Below are 275 nucleotides of genomic sequence, written 5' to 3'. Positions count from 1 at the left end.
ACTATCACCTATTATTTTATGTACATGCGTAGCAAGTAATAACAAAATAAGTACCACCACTAAAACGGCCAGCATCATTGATGAGGTAATCATTTGTTCAACCCAAGTATATTCTTCATTACGCGTCATTAATACCGCACCTAACATAGCGCCTGGGCTTGCAATTGAGGGTATAGCCAGCGGAAAAATAGCGGTTTCAGTGCTATCGCGAACACTTTTAATTTCAGCTTCGGGTTTACTTTCACCAAACGTCATGGAGAGTGCAAAAATTAATA

1 protein-coding gene is annotated in these 275 nt (G+C 39.3%); it reads right to left on the bottom strand.

Annotated features, from left to right (window positions below; all coding sequences use genetic code 11):
- Window positions 1–255, bottom strand: a 255-nt coding sequence (locus tag AAEY88_RS13485) for a MarC family protein (RefSeq protein ID WP_350563203.1), incomplete at its 3' end; no start/stop codon positions are given.
- Between the last annotated feature and the right edge of the window lie 20 nt (window positions 256–275).

The sequence above is a fragment of the Psychrobacter sp. CAL346-MNA-CIBAN-0220 genome (assembly GCF_040309805.1).
Lineage (GTDB): Bacteria > Pseudomonadota > Gammaproteobacteria > Pseudomonadales > Moraxellaceae > Psychrobacter.
The sequence above is the reverse complement of the archived record's forward strand: the minus strand, read 5'-3'. Positions and strand labels throughout refer to the sequence as shown.